This is a genomic window from Asticcacaulis biprosthecium C19, assembly GCF_000204015.1.
Classification (GTDB): domain Bacteria; phylum Pseudomonadota; class Alphaproteobacteria; order Caulobacterales; family Caulobacteraceae; genus Asticcacaulis; species Asticcacaulis biprosthecius.
This window is the reverse complement of record NZ_GL883077.1, coordinates 682026-697611: the sequence shown is the minus strand read 5'-3', so window position 1 is coordinate 697611 and position 15586 is coordinate 682026. Positions and strand designations below refer to the sequence as shown.

Annotated in this window: 15 protein-coding genes; 3 read left to right on the top strand and 12 right to left on the bottom strand. The window is 60.7% G+C overall.

Translation table 11 applies throughout. From position 1 onward, the window contains the following. Nucleotides 1-118: 118 nt before the first annotated feature. On the bottom strand, nucleotides 119-463 hold the full coding sequence (locus ABI_RS03590) for a GFA family protein (protein ID WP_006271472.1): 345 nt from the start codon (nucleotides 461-463) through the stop codon (nucleotides 119-121). A 114-nt stretch (nucleotides 464-577) separates the two neighbouring features. On the opposite strand from ABI_RS03590, the gene ABI_RS03585 reads away from it, so the two are divergent. Next, nucleotides 578-994 (top strand): group III truncated hemoglobin, encoded by a 417-nt coding sequence (locus tag ABI_RS03585; RefSeq protein ID WP_040308543.1) that lies wholly within the window; start codon nucleotides 578-580, stop codon nucleotides 992-994. Between the two features lie 36 nt (nucleotides 995-1030). Continuing rightward, nucleotides 1031-1873: a pirin family protein gene (locus ABI_RS03580; protein ID WP_006271470.1), complete on the top strand. Its 843-nt coding sequence runs from the start codon at nucleotides 1031-1033 to the stop codon at nucleotides 1871-1873. A 3-nt stretch (nucleotides 1874-1876) separates the two neighbouring features. On the opposite strand, the gene ABI_RS03575 is transcribed toward ABI_RS03580, so the two are convergent. From ABI_RS03575 to ABI_RS03540, 7 genes are all read right to left on the bottom strand, one after another. After that, the gene (locus ABI_RS03575; RefSeq protein WP_040308542.1) at nucleotides 1877-2170 is read right to left on the bottom strand and encodes a hypothetical protein; all 294 of its coding nucleotides are present in this window, start codon (nucleotides 2168-2170) and stop codon (nucleotides 1877-1879) included. Between the two features lie 3 nt (nucleotides 2171-2173). Next, the gene (pseI, locus tag ABI_RS03570; protein WP_006271468.1) at nucleotides 2174-3226 is read right to left on the bottom strand and encodes a pseudaminic acid synthase; all 1053 of its coding nucleotides are present in this window, start codon (nucleotides 3224-3226) and stop codon (nucleotides 2174-2176) included. Continuing rightward, on the bottom strand, nucleotides 3223-4422 hold the full coding sequence (gene pseC, locus ABI_RS03565) for a UDP-4-amino-4,6-dideoxy-N-acetyl-beta-L-altrosamine transaminase (RefSeq protein ID WP_006271467.1): 1200 nt from the start codon (nucleotides 4420-4422) through the stop codon (nucleotides 3223-3225). Before pseC ends, pseI begins: the two co-directional genes overlap by 4 nt. 252 nt (nucleotides 4423-4674) lie before the next feature. Further along, nucleotides 4675-5727 (bottom strand): UDP-N-acetylglucosamine 4,6-dehydratase (inverting), encoded by a 1053-nt coding sequence (pseB, locus tag ABI_RS03555; RefSeq protein ID WP_006271466.1) that lies wholly within the window; start codon nucleotides 5725-5727, stop codon nucleotides 4675-4677. Nucleotides 5728-5796: 69 nt separating this feature from the next. Continuing rightward, on the bottom strand, nucleotides 5797-6570 hold the full coding sequence (locus ABI_RS03550; protein ID WP_006271465.1) for a WecB/TagA/CpsF family glycosyltransferase: 774 nt from the start codon (nucleotides 6568-6570) through the stop codon (nucleotides 5797-5799). Between the two features lie 194 nt (nucleotides 6571-6764). Further along, complete coding sequence (locus ABI_RS03545; RefSeq protein WP_040308540.1) at nucleotides 6765-7427, bottom strand: YiaD family glycine zipper/OmpA-like lipoprotein; 663 nt, start codon at nucleotides 7425-7427, stop codon at nucleotides 6765-6767. A 259-nt stretch (nucleotides 7428-7686) separates the two neighbouring features. Continuing rightward, the gene (locus ABI_RS03540) at nucleotides 7687-9402 is read right to left on the bottom strand and encodes a S1 family peptidase (RefSeq protein ID WP_245531289.1); all 1716 of its coding nucleotides are present in this window, start codon (nucleotides 9400-9402) and stop codon (nucleotides 7687-7689) included. A gap of 278 nt (nucleotides 9403-9680) precedes the next feature. Between ABI_RS03540 and ABI_RS03535 the strand changes: the two genes are divergently transcribed. Continuing rightward, a complete protein-coding gene (locus tag ABI_RS03535; RefSeq protein WP_040308539.1) occupies nucleotides 9681-10628 on the top strand; it encodes an isopenicillin N synthase family dioxygenase in 948 nt (315 codons plus the stop codon). Here the strand turns inward: ABI_RS03535 and ABI_RS03530 are convergent. From ABI_RS03530 to ABI_RS03515, 4 genes are all read right to left on the bottom strand, one after another. Next, entirely contained in the window at nucleotides 10625-11362 is a 738-nt protein-coding gene (locus ABI_RS03530) for a hypothetical protein (RefSeq protein WP_040308538.1), read from the bottom strand. The genes ABI_RS03535 and ABI_RS03530 overlap by 4 nt on opposite strands. Before the next feature lie 333 nt (nucleotides 11363-11695). Further along, nucleotides 11696-13567, bottom strand: coding sequence for a M2 family metallopeptidase (locus tag ABI_RS03525; protein WP_006271460.1), 1872 nt, complete (start codon nucleotides 13565-13567; stop codon nucleotides 11696-11698). Nucleotides 13568-13630: 63 nt separating this feature from the next. Continuing rightward, complete coding sequence (gene mtgA / locus ABI_RS03520; protein WP_040308888.1) at nucleotides 13631-14308, bottom strand: monofunctional biosynthetic peptidoglycan transglycosylase; 678 nt, start codon at nucleotides 14306-14308, stop codon at nucleotides 13631-13633. A gap of 252 nt (nucleotides 14309-14560) precedes the next feature. After that, a complete protein-coding gene (locus ABI_RS03515) occupies nucleotides 14561-15550 on the bottom strand; it encodes a WD40 repeat domain-containing protein (RefSeq protein ID WP_006271458.1) in 990 nt (329 codons plus the stop codon). Nucleotides 15551-15586: the final 36 nt, after the last annotated feature.

Below are 15586 nucleotides of genomic sequence, written 5' to 3'. Positions count from 1 at the left end.
CGGCGCTCTAGCGCGGATCGGCGTAGGATTTCAGTGTTTTCCGTGCCGCCGCGCAGCGGCGTTTCCGTGCTTTCCGTGGTAAAATTCTTTGCTTCCACCACTCGACCGAAGACGGCCATCAATGAGACGCGCCGTCCCACTTGACGATCTTCAGGCTATCGAGATCGACGTCTGGAACGCAACGCAGGTTGATCGCCCGAGTGGCTGTGCCGTCCGGCGCCTGGCCTTCGGTAAACGGGGCAATGCCGCAGGTCGTGCAGAAATGGTGTTGCAGCTTGTGCGTATTGAAACTGTAGGTCCCGACATGCTTACCCGACTTGAGCTCGAACGCCGTGGAGGGGACAAAGGCCAGCAAAGCTCCACGCCGCCGACACATGGAACAGTTGCAGTCCAGGCCTTCGGTAAAGTCGGCCTCGACCGTGAACGCGATGTCGCCGCAATGGCAGCTGCCTTCGTGAAGCATACTTAACTCTCCTGTTGGGGTTCAGGCTAGGAGCCGGGCTGTAAGGAAACAATGCGCGTAAAGTGACATCACGTCACATGGTCAGAACATGGCATGAGTCGTAAGGAAAGCGTGATGACATCACCCCACGCCCTTGCCGCCCGTGAAAAAATCCGTGCCGACGCCGCTGCGCTCGACATTGATCAGGCGTTCATCGACCGGCTGGTCGAAGAATTTTACGCCCGCGTCCGCGAACATCCGCGGTTGGGGCCGATCTTCAACAACGCCATCCACGACTGGCCCGACCACCTGGCCAAGCTCAAGAAATTCTGGGCCTCGGTCGCGCTGCACAGCGGCAGCTATTCCGGCCGACCGATGCAGGCCCATCTGAAGGTCAAGGACATCGAACCGGCCCACTTCGGCGAATGGCTGTACCTGTTCGAACAGACCCTGCGTGACCTAGCCGACGACGAAGAGGCGGTCGCGTATTTTATGGAACGCGCCCACCGCATCGGCGAAAGCCTGAAACTGGGCTTGTTTTTCCGGCCCTGAGAGCGTTTTGTCTTCAGCGCAAAAGGAGCCCGCACCATGTCCGTCAGCAAAACCATCCTGCGTCTGCATCCCGCCATTCGCGACGATATCGGCGACCTGGTGACGCGGCGCCCCGTGCCGAACCGGGCGCTGAACAATATCGGCGCGTTCCTGTTCCTCAATCACCACGGTCCGCAGACCTATGCGCCCAACAATCGCGGCCTGCCGTTCGGGCCACATCCGCATCGCGGCTTCGAGACCGTGACCTTTATCCTGGAAGGCGACTTGGCCCATCGCGACTCTGGCGGACACGAGAGCATCATACATGCCGGTGGCGTACAGTGGATGACGGCGGGCTCTGGCCTGGTCCACGAAGAGGTCTCACCCGGCGCCTTCAAGCGCTCGGGCGGGCCGATGGAAATCCTGCAATTGTGGGTCAACCTGCCGGCGCGGCTGAAGATGACCAAACCCGCCTATACCGGCGTCCAGGCCGACCAAATCCCGACGATCACGAGCGAGAATGCCACCGTTCATCTGGTCTCGGGGAAGTATCAGGGCGCGACCGGTGCGATCAACTCCCTGACCGGTGTGTTCATGACCTGGATCGAGCTGCAACCCGGCGGCCGGATCATCTTCGACGGTTTGAAAGATCGCGATGTCTTCTGCTACGTCGTCCGCGGCGATGTCGCCATCAACGGCGTCGACGTCGCCAAATGGAACCTGGTCGAATTCGCCGAGGGTGATCTGGTCGATATCGAAGCGGTCGGCGCAAGCCTGGTCCTGTTCGGCCACGCCGAACCCATCCGCGAGCCGATCGTCGCCCATGGCCCGTTCGTCATGAATACGCCGCAGGAAATCCATCAGGCCTATGCCGACTATCAGGCCGGGAAGTTTGGCTGAAGATTAGCCCTCGTCTTCCCATTTTACTGGACCCCAAGCCTGGGAATTCGCCCAGGCCTTGGCTTCGGCAACTGTTTGCCAGGGGCCGCCAACTGAGGCGTACACAAACGAGAGAGAATACAGACGACCATCCGGCCCTAAAGACATCGGCCCAGCGCCGGGTTCATTGTCCTCGTCGTCCGGATCGAAAGAGTGGTCGAAGTTTCTAGCGACGATAAGGACAGGCTTCTGCACCTCGCCATCGTAAAGCCAAGTCCCCCGCAGAACGACCTCGCCTTTCCAATCGTCAATCGCCACAGCCTAACCCACCATATCGTCGCTTAGCGGCTCACCGCGTTCCAGATCGCGCGCGGCCGGCTTGCCCAGCACATCCCACAACCGACCCGGCGGCAGGCCCAAGCCTGGCCGGATCGAACGCACATTGTCCTTGGTGAAGGCCTCGCCCTTACGAACATCCGCCGTCACATACAGCGACCGGCGCACGCTTTTCGAGGCACGTTCCGAACCCAGAGTATCGTAGTGCACCCGGCCCACAGCCCGCCAGGCGTCCTTGCAATCCTTGACCAGGGCGGTGAATTCCGAAGGTTCCAGCGAGAAACCGGAATCCGGCCCGCCGTCCGCCCGCGCCAGAGTGAAATGCTTCTCGATAACGCTGCCGCCCAGAGCAACGCTGGCCACCGACGCCGCCGTGCCAAACGTATGATCGCTCAAACCCGAGACGCAGCCGAACTTATCAGCCAGGTCCGGAACCGTCCGCACATTGGCGTCTTCGATCCGCGACGGGTATTCGCTGACACAATGCAGCAGCACGATCTCGCCGGTGCCATGCTCGCGCGCAGTCTTCACCGCCGCTTCGATCTCGGCATGGTTGGCCATCCCCGTCGACATGATCAGCGGCTTGCCCTTGGCGGCCGCGTAGGCGATCAGCGGCAAGTCCACCAGCTCGAACGAGGCAATCTTGAACGCCGGCGCCTTCAGGTCATCGAGCAGATCGACCGCCGTATCGTCGAACGGCGATGAAAACAGCGTCACCCCGCGTTTGGCCGCGCGCTCGAACAGAGCCGGATGCCAGTCCCACGGCGTATGGGCTTCCTGGTACAGGTCGTACAGCGAATAGCCGTCCCACAGTCCACCATGCAGGAAGAACTCCGGCCGGTCGCACTTCATGGTGATGGTGTCGGCCGTATAGGTCTGGATCTTGATGGCATCGCAGCCCGTTTCCGCCGCCGCGTCGATCAGCAGCAGCGCCCGGTCCAGCGAACCGTTGTGGTTCCCCGACAGCTCGCAGATAATATAGGGCTCATGCTCGCGGCCGATTTTCCGGCCGGCAATGGTGACTTCGTGTGCGCTCATGAGGTGAGAACCTCTTGTAAAACCTGAATTACCCGAAGTGGGTCGTCGTCCGCCATATCGGCGTACAGCGGCAGCGACAGCGTGGACTGATAGAATTGATCCGCACCCGGAAGATCACGTTGCGCCAGGGCGTGAGTCTGCCAATAGGGCTGGCGATGGACCGGGATATAGTGGACCTGGGTGCCGACACCGCGTTCGCGCAAACCGGCCATCACCTGAGCCCGCGTCCGGCCGACGGCGGCGAAATCGATGTTCACAGCGAACAGGTGGAAGACCGGATCGGTCCCTTCCGCCGCCGGCGTCCAGCGCACCGGCAGGTTGGTCGCGGCCAGCGCTGTTTGATATTCCGCCACCAGACGTGCGCGTTTGGCGGCAAACTGCGGCAGGCGCTTCAGCTGCGATAGACCCAGGGCGCAGTTGATGTCCGGCAAGCGATAGTTAAAGCCCAGACACTGCTGCTCATAGACCCACGGGCCTTCATCACCTTCGCCATCATAGCGCAGGCCGACGAAGTGGGCCGGGTCACGCTCGATACCGTGGGAGCGCAGCAAGCGCAGCCGCCGCGCCAGGACGGAATCATTGGTGGTGATGGCCCCGCCCTCCCCCGTCGTCAGGGTCTTGACCGGGTGGAAGGAGTAGGCCGCCATTGTGGACGCCTGGCACGAGCCGACCGGCCCCTGCGGTCCCGTACCGCCGATGGCGTGGCAGGCGTCTTCCAGCACGAAGGCGCCACGTTCGGTGCATACCTCATGCAGATGGCTGAGATCGACCGGCCGGCCGGCATAGTGCACCGGCACGACCCCGGCAAAGCGATAGCCATGATAGTCGCGGTCCAGAGTCGCCAGGGCGTCGTCGAACGTCTCATCGGTGATCAGGCCGGTGTGCGGATCGACATCGGCGAAAAGAACCTGAGCGCCACAATAGGCGATGCAGTTGGCAGACGCGGCAAAGGTGACGGCCGGTACGATGACCACGCATTTCGGCGAAAGTTCCTCGGTCAGCACAGCCAGGTGCAGGGCGGCGGTGCCGTTGGCGACGACGATGGCTTCCTTGGCGCCAACGGCCTGGGCCAGGGCTTTTTCGAACTGATCGACCAGAGGGCCGGTCGTCAGGTAGTCGGACTTCAGCGCCGCGACCACGGCTTCGATGTCCGAGTCATCGATCGACTGCCGGCCATAAGGAAGAAAGCTGGTCATGGCAGAACTCCCGAGCGGCTATCCAACCTTTTATACTCCCCCGTTATACGGGGGAGGTGGATTTTCTGCGCCAGCAGAAAAGACGGAGGGGGAATTTGGCCCGCCATCGTTTCCGACATCCTGTCGTTAAGGCCGCCCGTTGTGGCGCCCAGAAATCCCCCCTCTGACTGCTCGCCCTGCTCGCAGCCCATCGGCTCCGCCAAACCCCCGCATAGCGGGGAGTATAGTTGGAGGTAGGCAGCTTGCCGGCGCTCATTCCAGATAGGCCTTCATCATGCCGCGGATACCGTCGGCGTCCAACCGCTCCTCATTGACGTCGGAAGCGTAATAGAAATCCTCTGCCACCTTCTTGCTGCCACGGACCTTGGCGAAGGATTTGCGGGTATATTCGACAAATTCCGGCTCGATGATGTAGCGGTCGTCCAGTTCATAGGTCGAGCGCGCATCGTCGGCCGAGATCATCATCTCATGCAGCTTTTCGCCCGGCCGGATACCGATGACCTTATGGCCGGCCTCAGGCGCCATGGCCACCGCCAGGTCGCTGACCAGGGTCGCCGGAATCTTGGGCACGAAGATCTCGCCGCCTTGGGTCAGTTCCAGGCACGACAGAACGAACGCCACGCCCTGGTCCAGCGAGATCCAAAACCGGGTCATACGCGGATCGGTGATCGGCAGCTCCGTCGCGCCCTGGCTCAGCAGACGCTTGAAATACGGCACCACCGAACCGCGCGATCCGACGACATTGCCGTAGCGGACGACGCAGAACCGGCTGCCGATATCGCCCGACAGGTTGTTGGCGGCGACAAAGATCTTGTCCGAGGCCAGCTTGGTGGCGCCGTAGAGGTTGATCGGCGAACACGCCTTGTCGGTCGACAGAGCAACGACGCGCTGGACCCGGTTGTGCAGGCACGCCCAAACGACGTTTTCGGCGCCGTTGACATTGGTGGCGATACATTCCGACGGATTGTATTCGGCCGCCGGAACCTGTTTCAGCGCGGCAGCATGGATAACGACATCGACGCCGCGAAAGGCCAGTTCCAGGCGCGCCCGGTCGCGGACATCCCCCAGGAAGAAGCGCATCTTCGCCATCTTGTCCTTCGGAAAGGTCTCTTCCAGGTCGTTGCGCATCTCGTATTGCTTCAGTTCGTCGCGCGACAGGATGATAACCTTGCGCGGGTCGTACTGCGACAACAGGGTCTGGACCATCCTGCGGCCGAAGCTGCCGGTGCCCCCGGTGATGAGCACGACCTTGCCCTTGACGGGATCGATCTGGGGGGAGAAGTCACGGTAGAGCGATGCGGTCATGGCGGCCTGCGGAACTGAGAATCTCGCCATGGTGGCGTCTGGCCATTAAGACGGCGTTAACGATAAAAATTAACCGGTCGCGGTCACGCGACGACGACGGGTCAGGTCGCGCACGGCCTGGGGCAGCAGGAACCATGGTTCGATGAAGTAGCGTTCAAACAGGCGCTTTGGATCGGCGATGAAACGCGCCAGCCATTCGACGCCGAGTTTGCCGGTCCAGCGCGGCGGGGTGTATTGCACGCCGGCCTCGTAATCGAAGGCGGCCCCGACGGGTAAGATGACGCAGGGTGGCAGGCGATGGCGGTTGGCCTGGATCCAGGCCTCCTGGCGCGGCATGCCCATGCCGACGAACAGGATCTGGGGCTTCAGCGCGTTGATATCGGCGATCAGGGCATCGTTGTCGGCGCCGTTCATGTCGAAGAAGCCGCTATGGGTGTGAACGTCGGCGCGGGGGTAGCGTTTCAGGATGCCGGCCTTTGAGGCGGCGTTGACCTCCGGCGCCCCCCCGACGTGATACACCCGCCAGTGGTTGGCCTGGGCGCGGGCCCAGAAGTCTTCGCGGTAATCGAGATAGGTGACGCGGTGGGCGCGTGAAACCGCGTGGCCTAGCAGCTTGGCCCAGGCGATCATCGGCGTGGAGTCGATTTCGATCAGGTCGGCCTGGGCGTAGAAGGCACGCATGTCGGCGCGGCGCTGGTACAGGTACAGGCTATGGAGATTGTGGTTGGCCACGATGGCGCCTTCGCCCGCGGCGATCTTGGCGGCGGCGAAGTCGAGCATCTGGGCGGAGGTGACGGTATCGACCTCGGCCCCAAGAAGCGAAAAGCGGCAAGGAGTTTCCATGCCGCTGAGGGTAGGCGAATGAGGTTGGGATTCCGTGAGGAAGAAGGGTTAACAAACTTATGGGGTTTGGGGCCTGCGGCCCCAAGTCTTCCTCTTCCTTCCTTTGCCTTCGCCCCAAAGTGGGCGAGAGCAAAGGAAGGAAAAAGGTAGATTTTGTGGGGTCGCGGACCCCAAACCCCATAAGTTTATGTGCCTTATTCCTGAATCGGCCGCAGCGTAATCTCAACGCGACGGTTACGCGCACGGCCATCGGCCGTGTCGTTGCTCGCGATCGGCGACGACTCACCCGCGCCGGCGACATAGATCCGCTCCGACTTGACCTTCTGGCCGACCAGATAACCGGCCACCGCATTGGCCCGGCGTTCCGACAGGTCCATGTTGAACGCATCCGTGCCCTGGCTGTCGGCATGGCCGACCACGTCGATATAGGTCGACGGATACTGGTTCAGGATCGTCGCCACATCGTTCAGAACCGGCATGAAGCCGCCGTTCAGATCGGCCGAACCCGACGAAAAGGTCACGTCGCCCGGCATCGACAGGATGATGTTGTCGCCCGAACGCGTCACATAGACATTGCGGCCTTCCAGCTCAGACCGAAGATCCTTGTTCTGGCGGTCCATATAGGCGCCAACGCCGCCGCCGGCCAGCGCACCGATACCGGCGCCCAGAATGGCATTCTTACGGGCCTGGTCGCCCTTTTTGTTCGACAGACCGCCAACGACGGCGCCGATGCCTGCGCCGATCAGGGCGCCGGTCTTGGTGTTCGAACGGGTCTTCACGCCATTGCTGGTGTCGACAGTTTCGCAAGCCGTGAGCGCCAAGGTTGCACCCGCGAGGAGGAGGAGGATTTTACGCATCGTGTTCGTTCCTTATTGTTGCTCCCTGACGGGAATCATTGCCGCCGGACATGCGTGGTGACACGTGTTTCCGATTCGCGACAATCCGATTTCCGTCAGGAAATTATCAGAAATCAGTAAGTTTGCGGCACGACACTCACGCTCGTCGAAGTGTCTCGCCGATCACTTCCTGATACGCTTACTGGTATACGCCCTTAACTGAACCCAGGATGAAGGCCTTGTTGAGGCAAACAGCAGACTGTCCGAAAATCGAAACGCGTTATCCCGCTTTTTTTGCACAACGCCAGACGGTGTGACTCTCCGGCGCCATGGTCAGAACCGTCTGGGACAGGTTACGCACCTTGGCCAGATTGTCGGCCAACTGCCCCGCCTTGCCGGGATCTGTCTTGGTGACACACCGCAATGACCCCAAGGCCGCCCGCTGGGCCTGATAGCTGCGGTAGGTCTCAGCCTCAAGCCGATACTCACGGCGCTGGAAGGTAGTACCATCGGCGGAAATCTCGATCCGCGCTGCAATCGGACTGGTGTCGCTCAGCATATAGCGCACCAGAGACCCGTCGCCCTGGCGCTCATAGGCAGTCTTGCCGTTGACGCAGGCATGGACGGCGTCAAATTCAAAATCGATCGGCCCGGCGCCGGCCACCATCTGCGACGAAGCGTTCTTGTCGACCTCGCACACCATATGGACAATGCCCTCAGCCACAGCCGCCGCAGGCGCCTTGGTCGGCGCCAAACGCTTGTAGATGTCGCGATCCTTGACCAGGAAGGCGATGATTACCACCACCACCACCACACCCAGCAGGATCCACCCCCACGGAATCGGATGTTTCACCGGCCCCTTGGCGACCGGAACCGGCTTGACCGGTTTCACCTTCTCGACCTTGGCCGGCTTGGTCTTTTCGGGCAAAGGCTCCGACCACGCCGTCGGCGCCTCGGGTTCCTTATGATGCGTCTCGGCACGGTGGCGCATTTCACGCCGCACGATCAGCCCGATCAGCACCAGGACCAGCACCGACAGTATGACCATGGCGCCCAGTTGCAGCCGTTCCATCACCGCACGGTCCGCCTCGGCCTTGCGCTGCTCGCCCAGCCGCTCTTCCTGGGCCGCGGAGGCCTTGGCCAGAGCGCGCGTCAAGGCATCGTCCTTGACGATCTCGTCCTCGCTCTTGGCGTAGCACGGCGACGACGTCGTCTGTGGCTTCACGTCAGCCGAATTCAGAAAGGTGTTCAACGCCGACACATGCGTCGCCACAAACTGTCCGGCCGCCACATCCAGGTCACCGCCGGCCGACAGGGTCGACGGCGCCGTCCAGGTGTTGACGGCGACCACCTGGCCGCATTCATTCAGCAGAGGACCGCCGGAATTGCCGTGATTGATCGGCGCCGTATGGAACAAGGTATCGACCCGGGCGCCATCCGGATTGGTGCTGGCGAACAGGGCAATCGAGCCCTGGGTGACGTAGGCGTCGGCCGGCTCCAGCAAGGCGGTGCCCGACCGGTTCAGGAGATGATCGGTGATGTCAGGATAGCCCATCGAAACGACGCGCTCGTTCTTGTACGGCGTCAGATAGAGCTTGATCGGCGGAATTTTCAGCCCCGGCGCCTGCAACAGCGCCAGGTCGCCCTCAACCCAGTGCTTGACCAACTGGACCGGCTGATAGGCGGCGCCGGAATCCTTATGCGGGACGATATAGATGTCGGCCGAGGACGCTTCGGGCGGGACTTCGACGACGTGAAAATTGGTGACGATATAGCCGGGCGCGACGACGAAACCCGACCCCATGCCGACGGTATCGAGCGGCTGGCCGCCGAAGCCGCGATAGATGACCAGGACACGGACAACCGCCTGTTCCGAGGCTTTCAGGGCCTTGGTGGAATTGACGGGCGCCAGGTCGGGATCGATGTCCAGCGCAGCGGCCGCGGCCGCGCTGCTCTGGGCCATGGCCGGCATGGCGACAAGGCATGCCAAAGTCATGGCCGCGGCCATGATCGCGCCCGCGTTGAACCTCAGTCCGCCCAATGGAAAAGCCAACGCATTACCCTGTAATAAGACGGCGCACGTTTTTGTGATAAACGTTAATAGCTGGTTTCCGAAGAAAAAGCATCCCCTGCTGTGTGCAATTGATTCAAAGCAAAGCCGCTGTGATATTTTGGATCGTATAGGCGGCAACGACTTGCGTCCGCGCCTTGCCCGGCTTAAGGTTGCGCCCGTATTTTTGATAGATCGATCAGTTTTTGCGAAGGACAAAGGACATGCCCGACTCCGCGCCGGCTTCTGCCATCCCCCCCGTGCCCCTGGCCCTGTATGATTCGGATTTCGACGCCTTCTCGGCCCGTTTGGGGGCGGCGTTTGAGCGCTATGGTTTTGCGGTGCTGGGCGACCACGGCGTCGATCCGGCGCTGTTGAAGCGGGTGGATGTGGCAACCAAGGCCTTCTTTGCCTTGCCGGAAACGGTGAAGACGAGTTACCACCGCAAGGGCCAGGGCGGCGCGCGCGGTTATACGCCGTTTGGGGTCGAGACGGCCAAGGGCTACACGGCGCATGACCTGAAGGAATTCTACCATGTCGGCCGCGACCTACCGGCGGGTCATCCCTATCGCGACCATATGGCGGACAATATCTGGCCGGAGGTTCAGGATTTCCACGAGGCGACCTATGAGCTGTATACGGCTCTGGACAATCTCGGGAAGAAGGTTCTGCGGGCGATCGCTGTCTATCTGGGCCTGGATCGTGAGTTTTTCACGCCGCTGGTCAAGGACGGCAACAGCGTTTTACGGCTGCTGCACTATCCGCCGGTGAACACCCCAGGCGAAAGCGTGCGGGCCGGGGCGCATGGCGATATCAATGTCATTACGCTTTTGCTGGGCGCGGAAGAGCCGGGCTTGCAATTGCTGGACCGGGATGGTCAGTGGCTGCCGATCACGCCGCCGGCCAACTGCATCGTGTGCAATATCGGCGATATGCTGTCACGTCTGACCAACGGGGTGCTGCCGTCGACGGTGCACCGGGTGGTCAATCCGGCGGAGGGTCGCAAGGATTTCTCGCGCTATTCGACGCCGTTCTTCCTGCATTTCGAAAGTCCGTATGTGATCAGGACTTTGCCGAACTGTATGTCGGAGGATCGTCCGGATCAGTTCCCGGAACCTATAACCGCCCACGAATTCCTTCAACAGCGCATTCGGGAAATTAAACTAGCTTAGGCTGTTATAGCTCTCAGCGCATAATCCTTGATCTTGCCTCGGTCATCGCTGGAAAAGCCGAAAGCAGAAGTCCAATGTGGCGTTACAAGCCATGGGGTTCCATCGGGCAAGATATGGTGCTCAATCAATGTGCCTCGGCGTCCTGGTACTGATTGGACATGGGTCAAATCATAATGCTCCCGCGCATACACTGACCAGGTAAGCCCCGGCTGAAGCACGATTTTTGGACTATGAAATGCGATCAAACGTTTATTAAGCTTGGCGCAAAAACTTAGATCATTCTCGAAGAGGTTGTTCTCGAAATCGTCCACGCATTGCCGAAGGACGTCCAGATTGTTCGAACTCCAGAAAAAAAGTTCGGACATAACCCAGCTTTTGCCTAATGGAGCAGAAAATTCCTCGCAAAGATGACGCCAACGATTCTTTGAATTTGGAGATATGTTATCTTTATGCTTTGGGTTTTCTCCTGGATTCATGCCCATTATTATGACGTCAACCGACTCCTCCGCCTGAATTGCTCGATCGCCTAAATCAATCGCGTTATACAAGAAGCCTGCACACTGCTGAAGATGGGGATGCGCATCCTGGTAAGCACAAATCTCGCCGAGTGCGTTTTGCATGTCCGTCAAACTTACCATGTTTCCTCTCGGTTTATTGAAGTCCGTGACACGCGCAAAAAGTATATTTACCAATATCTTATCCCTCCCCGTTATACGGCTATCGGATTCACACATCTCAGTGTCCTTGTCCTCCAAATCGTGGCTTGGCGGGAACTCCGAAAAAAGTAAGGAATTTAAATAACTTATACCTCCCCGTTATACGGGGAGGTGGATTATTTGCTGGAAGCAAATAAGACGGTGGGGGATTTGGCCCGCCGACGATTTTCCTGATGTTCCAAACCAGCCGCGTAGCGTGAAATCTAGCGCTGTCGAGTCATGGGGTTTGGGGCCTGCGGCCCCAAGTCTTGCTCTTCCCTCCTTTGACCCCGCCCCCAAAAGGGGCAAGGTCAAAGGAAGGAAAAAAGGCTTTTTGGGGTCGCAGACCCCAAACCCCATAACGCATCAGCGTTACGCCTCCCACCCACACGTCTGGCCCTTATTCTGCTCGGTCAGCCACGCATCCAGCGGCCGAAAATACTCGATGATCGCCGTCGCATCCATGTCGCGCTGACCGGTGAAGGCCTCCATCGCCTCGGGCCACGGTTGCGACTGCCCCATGGCCAGCATGGCATTCAGCTTGTCGCCGACTGCGCGCTCACCATAGATCGAGCAACGATGCAGCGGTCCTTCCCAGCCGATCTGGTCGCACGCCGCCTTCTGGAACTGGAACTGCAGGATGTCGGCCAGGAAATAGCGCGTGTACGAAACCCCGGCCGGGATATGATACTTGGCGCCCGGATCGAAGGCCGTCGACGGCCGCACGCCTGGCGCGCTCAGGCCCTGATACTTGCCGATCAGTTCCCACCAGCGCTTGTTGTACTCCGCTTCGGTGATCTTGCCGTTATAGACCTCCCAGCGCCAGCGGTCGATCAACACGCTGAACGGCAGGAAGGCCACCTTCTGCAGCGACATTTTCAGCAGGAACGGAATGTCCTCCGACTCGCCCGGCACCTTGTCCAGCAAGCCGATCTGATTGAGATAGGTCGGGGTCACCGACGACAGCCCGATGAAATCGCCGATCGCCTCATGGAAGCCGTCATTGGCGCTATCCTTGAACAGGAAGGGCTGGTTCTTGTAGGCGCGCTGGTAATAGTTGTGTCCCAGTTCGTGGTGAACCGTGTAGAAATCCTCGCCGCTCACCTGGGTGCACATCTTGATGCGGATGTCGTCGCGGTTGTCGACGTCCCAGGCTGAAGCATGGCACACCACCTCACGGTCCGCCGGCCGGGTGATCATCGACCGCTCCCAGAAGGTCTGCGGCAACGCCTCCAGCCCGATCGAGGTGTAGAAGTTCTCCCCCGTCTTGACCATCTTGACGGCATCGTACTTCTTGGAAACCAGCAGCCTGTCCAGGCTGTAGCTGGTCTTGATGTTCTTCGGCGCCACCACGTCGTAAATGTTGGTCCAGTCCTGAGCCCACATATTGCCCAGCAGATCGGCGCGGATCGCCCCGAACTTCGGCTGGACCCCATCGCCATACTTTTCGTTCAACTTGCGCCGGACATAACAGTGCAGATTTACGTAAAACGGCTCGACCTGGGCGTACAGCCGGTCGGTTTCCGCCGCAAAGGCATCTGGCGACATATCGTAGCGCGACCGCCACAAAGCACCCGTATCGTCAAAACCCAACCCCTTGGCGCCGGCATTGGACAACTGGGCCAGCTTGGCATAGTCGGCCTTCATGGGGGCGGCGATACTCATCCAGCCTTCCCACATGGCGCGCAAGGTCGCCGGATCGCGCGACGTCGCCATGACATTGGACGCCTCGGTCAGGTTATAGGTCTTGCCCTTCCAGGTGAACTTGCCGGTCGAATAGGTGGTGCCCAACCGCCCCGCCACGCCCGCCAGTTCTTCGGCCGCGCCCGGCGTATTGGCCGCCGGTAGCGGCTGATACACCCGCAACAGGTTCAGCTTGCGCCGAGTGGCAGCGTCGGCATTGACGTCGTTGAAGCGGGCCGCGTCCGTGGCGTAACCCACCATGGCCTCGGTCATGGCGGCATCGGCCTTGGTGCGCGCCCATTCTGTGTCGTGGATGATGTAGGTCTCGGCCGCCCAGGCGATATGGTTCTGATATTCGCTGAGATCGGCCAGCTTGACCTCGGCGCCATCGACAAAGGCCTTGGCGTCGGCCGGCGTCGGACCTGCGGGGCTTTCAACGGGCGGCGGCACATCGGCCGGAACCTCGGCGATCGGATCTGCCAAATCCGGAGTTTCAGTTGAGGTGGTGGCGCAGGCGGTAAGCAGCAACAGGCTTACCGTGGACAGCAGCAGACGCTTCATGACAGCCTCCCAAAAGGGTTAATGCTCGGGAGGGAAGGCTATTTACAGTGAGGCGTCAAGACCTTAATCCGCCGCGCAGAGATCGATCCCGCCGTTCTGGAAAGTCCGTGCCGCCGCCTGGATCTTGCCCGACCGCTTCTGGACGTACTTGCCGGACTTGGCCGCCTTCCACTTGCGCGGACTGGGCAGGATGGCGGCCAGCCGGGCCGCCTCGGCGCGCGTCAGGTCCTTGGCCGACTTGCCGAACCAATAGCGCGAAGCCGACTCGGCGCCATACACGCCCGGTCCCCATTCGACGCTGTTGAGATAGACTTCCAGGATCCGGTCCTTGGGCCACATCACCTCGATCAGGCCAGTATAATAGACTTCGAAACCCTTGCGCACCCACGACCGCGACGGCCACAGAAAGACGTTCTTGGCGGTCTGCTGCGAAATGGTCGAGGCCCCGCGCTTCTTCCTGTGCGTGGCATTGTATGTCTGCGCCTTCTCGATCGCCTCGAAATCAAAGCCGGAATGGGTACAGAACTTGGCATCCTCGGCCGCGACGACGGCCGCTTTCAGGTGCGGGCTGATGTCACCCGCCGACACCCAGCGATGATCCAGCCCTTCGCCTTCGGCCAGGCGCTGCAACATCAGTATGGTCACCGGCACCGGCACGAACCGATGCACGGCCACGGACAGGATGGAGAAGATAAAGAAGCCAACCACCAGATACAGCGCCCAGCGCAGGAACGGGTTCAGCCGGTCGGGCTTGCGCGTCGGCGCGGCCGCGGCCGCCGGTTCAGGTTCGACAACCGGTTCGGGCTCAGGCTCAGGCTCAGAGGCGGAATCGTCGGAGGTGAAGGCGTGAGAATTCTTTTCGTGACGCTTGGCAGCGTCCTCACCCGTCTGATCGTACATGATGTCGGGCGACAGGCCCTCGGCGCCATCTTCGCCTTGGCCGGTTCCGTCGTCCTTGTTGTCACTCATCTACAAACGCCCCCACAGCGCTATCTAGGCTTCACCTTCATAGATATAGACGAAACCCTCTTCATCGCCAAACACCAATCGATTGGCTTCATTGGACATGCTCAGCGCGGTAATCGCGGCGCCCTTTTCGGCCTTCACCCAGTCGATACCGGTGGACTGAAGTTCGGCGATCCACACCCGGCCGTCGTCCAAACCGGCGGCCAATAGCGTCTCTTCCGCCGCGCCCGACACCACGGTGACCATGGCGCCATCCTGGGGATTGATCTCGGAGGCCTCCTCACCCATCGGTCCGTTTGCGCGCAGGAAAGGCCACACCACCGCGCCATTGGCGCCGGATGTCGCCAGAAGCTTGCCCTTGGCGAAGAAGTGGATCGACTTGATCTTGGCGGGATAGCCGCCCATGCGCATGTCCTTGGAATCCTTCAGCCGCCATCCGTGCAGGGCGTTTTCCTGCATGGCGGTGATCAGGAAGTCGCCCGCCGGCTGGATGGCGATGCCGGTATGCGACCCGGCCCAGTACAGCTTCTGCGGCTTCTGTTCGGCGATGCGCGAAAACCAGACATTCACGCCGTTATAGGTGGCGCAGTACAGCTTGCGGCCCTTGGGATCGAAGGTCAGGCCCGAGACGCTATGATCGTGGGTAAAGACGCGCTGCGCCTTGCTGAGCAGGTCCAGGACATAGACCTTCTTGGCGGCGGCATAGGCGATGGTTTGGCCTTCCGGCGCGGCGGCAATCGAGTCGATCCAGGCGCCCTTGTGAGCGGCCAGTTCGATCGGGCCGGAATCCTTGGTGGTCCAGACGACACGGCCGTCATCGCCGCCGGTGACGATGCCCAGCCCTGTCGGATGGATCACGGCAGCGAGGATACCCGCATTGGGGTGCGAGTCGAACGCGGCATCGAGATCGGGGAAAATCACCCGGCCATCAGCCAGGGCCACGATCGGCTCATCGAGCGAATCGAACAGCGCGGCAACAACGTAGGCGTCAAAGGACTTGGTATAGGCAATGGTCATGGAGGACGGTCTACTCAGGCAGCAAGAAAATTGGAA

Coding starts and splice junctions, on each gene's coding strand:
- ABI_RS03590 (WP_006271472.1), bottom strand. CDS start 463: ATGCTTCACGAAGGCAGCTGCCATTGCGGCGACATCGCGTTCACGGTC.
- ABI_RS03585 (WP_040308543.1), top strand. CDS start 578: ATGACATCACCCCACGCCCTTGCCGCCCGTGAAAAAATCCGTGCCGAC.
- ABI_RS03580 (WP_006271470.1), top strand. CDS start 1,031: ATGTCCGTCAGCAAAACCATCCTGCGTCTGCATCCCGCCATTCGCGAC.
- pseI (WP_006271468.1), bottom strand. CDS start 3,226: ATGAGCGCACACGAAGTCACCATTGCCGGCCGGAAAATCGGCCGCGAG.
- pseC (WP_006271467.1), bottom strand. CDS start 4,422: ATGACCAGCTTTCTTCCTTATGGCCGGCAGTCGATCGATGACTCGGAC.
- pseB (WP_006271466.1), bottom strand. CDS start 5,727: ATGACCGCATCGCTCTACCGTGACTTCTCCCCCCAGATCGATCCCGTC.
- ABI_RS03550 (WP_006271465.1), bottom strand. CDS start 6,570: ATGGAAACTCCTTGCCGCTTTTCGCTTCTTGGGGCCGAGGTCGATACC.
- ABI_RS03545 (WP_040308540.1), bottom strand. CDS start 7,427: ATGCGTAAAATCCTCCTCCTCCTCGCGGGTGCAACCTTGGCGCTCACG.
- ABI_RS03540 (WP_245531289.1), bottom strand. CDS start 9,402: ATGACTTTGGCATGCCTTGTCGCCATGCCGGCCATGGCCCAGAGCAGC.
- ABI_RS03535 (WP_040308539.1), top strand. CDS start 9,681: ATGCCCGACTCCGCGCCGGCTTCTGCCATCCCCCCCGTGCCCCTGGCC.
- ABI_RS03530 (WP_040308538.1), bottom strand. CDS start 11,362: ATGTGTGAATCCGATAGCCGTATAACGGGGAGGGATAAGATATTGGTA.
- ABI_RS03525 (WP_006271460.1), bottom strand. CDS start 13,567: ATGAAGCGTCTGCTGCTGTCCACGGTAAGCCTGTTGCTGCTTACCGCC.
- ABI_RS03515 (WP_006271458.1), bottom strand. CDS start 15,550: ATGACCATTGCCTATACCAAGTCCTTTGACGCCTACGTTGTTGCCGCG.